Source organism: Kitasatospora sp. NPDC034023, assembly GCF_055575795.1.
In genome coordinates, this window is the sequence record NZ_JBVIRY010000109.1 from 1 (window position 1) to 1,479 (window position 1,479).

Here is a 1,479-nt window from a genome sequence, read left to right on the forward strand (position 1 = left end):
CAATACCGGTGATTTAGGTCGATTTCCGGCGGGTTGGGCTGGCTTTCGTGGGCCCGACCAGCCGGATCGCGGGGGCCTGGGGCGAGGACGGGCCGCTGTGCCCGGTGCGTTTGAGGGCCCAGTTCGACATCTTGCGTTTGATGACACGGGGGTTGGACCTCAACCGCCGCTCGGGCAGCAGGCGTTCGGTGATCTCACGCAGGCTCCGGGCAGTGGTCCGGGCGAGTCGGGAGGGGGGAAAGGGCCGCCTGGCCGGTGACGTGGCGGCGGACGATGCGAAGCGTGCGGGTGAAGGAGATCCGGTCGGGGTCGTGCCCGCCCTTCAGGGCGGCCTGGTGCATCAGGTCGCGCAGAGCGTGGTGGACCAGCAGGAAGGCGAAGATCTCCTGCTCGACCCCTCGCGGGTGTTGGGAGCGCAGGACCAGCCGGGGGCCGCCCTGATGGTTCTTGATCTCGTCGAGAGTGTTCTCGATCTCCCATCTCTGGGCGTAGAGGGCGGCGAGTTCTGCGGCCGGGGCTTCGGCGGGGTCCAGAATGCTGGTGATCAGCCGGTAGACGGTGCTGTCACCGCCGCGCGGGCCGAGCGTGTACTCGATGACCCGCACCCGCTCGGGGTCGGCGCGGCGGTTCCTGTCGCGCGTGGCGACGATCTCGGAGAGGTAGGAGCCGTCGTCGAGCATGGTGACGACCGGCAGCACGACGACGCTTCGCACCCGCCACAGCAGGTCGGCGCCGCCGGCCCGGGCGGCCCGCCACAGGTCCAGGCCGCAGAACCCCCGGTCGGCCAGCACGAGCATGCCCTCGACCAGTTCCGGGAACAGCCGCTGGGCCAGCACGGTCTCGTGCTCGGACAGCGGTGCCACCTCGGCGGCGAACACGACATGGGTGCCGCATTCGACCAAAGCCGCCACCCTCGCCTGTGGGAACGCGCTGCGGCCCTGCCCGCGGCCACTGCCCGGCCGCCCGAAGAACTCCGCGTTCGCCGCCGTGTCCGGGATGTCGAACACCGTGCCGTCCACCGCCACCAGACGCCGGTTCCGGTACCAGGCGCCTTCCGTCTCCCGGACCGCCACCGGTCGGCAGACCCTCGCGAACAGGGCCCGAAGCGGCTCGGGCCCCAGCCTCAGACGGGCCCGGCCGATGGCCGCCGTCGTCGGCACCCGCCAGGCCCTCGCCCACCGGCCCTCCCGCTCCAGCCCCTGGACCAGGAGCCGGGCCACCTCCTCATAGCCCTGCCCGAAGAACAGGCACATCGCCAGCACGAAGTAGACCACCACCCGCGCCGGCAGCAGCCGGTGCCGCTGCTCGGTCCGGCCGCACGCGGCGACCACCTCATCGATCAACTCAGGCGGGAACGCACGCGTCAGCACCCCCAACGCGATCCGGTCCGAGAGCCGGTCACTCGCCGGCGACTTCACCTGTCCAGGCCTTGGCACAACCCACTCAACGAACAGACCACACCAAAGTCACCGGTATTGG

Annotated in this window: 1 protein-coding gene; it reads right to left on the reverse strand. The window is 70.8% G+C overall.

Features of this window, described 5'->3' with window-relative positions; genetic code table 11:
- Nucleotides 1-194: 194 nt before the first annotated feature.
- Nucleotides 195-1,436, reverse strand: a complete 1,242-nt coding sequence (locus ACZ52R_RS43470) for an IS4 family transposase (RefSeq protein WP_465755578.1) — start codon at nucleotides 1,434-1,436, stop codon at nucleotides 195-197.
- Nucleotides 1,437-1,479 lie beyond the last annotated feature (43 nt).